Raw genomic sequence first — 246 nt, forward strand, 5'->3', positions numbered from 1 at the left:
ACCCCGAAAAAGTGTCTGGGGTTCTGGGTACAAATCCAGCTGCCGGCAGCACTGGCGGGCAAAGAACTGACCTTGCAACCGGCAATAGTCGAGAAGCGCTATTTCTCTAAAGATCGGCTGTATGCCACGGAGAATAATTTTTACGACCAGTTTCTTGATGGCAACTGGGTCGATCCGAAGCAGCTCGGAGAGTTGCCCGGCGGACCCGTATATAACCTTCGCCCAGCGGATTTAACTTACACCCAG

Annotated in this window: 1 protein-coding gene; it reads left to right on the forward strand. The window is 52.8% G+C overall.

What is annotated here, in order from left to right; genetic code table 11:
* Nucleotides 1-246, forward strand: a 246-nt coding sequence (locus tag NPS47_RS25595) for a hypothetical protein (protein WP_274297469.1), incomplete at both ends; no start/stop codon positions are given.

Origin of the sequence: Pseudomonas putida (assembly GCF_028682475.1) — a bacterium.
In the GTDB taxonomy this organism is placed as follows: domain Bacteria; phylum Pseudomonadota; class Gammaproteobacteria; order Pseudomonadales; family Pseudomonadaceae; genus Aquipseudomonas; species Aquipseudomonas putida_AG.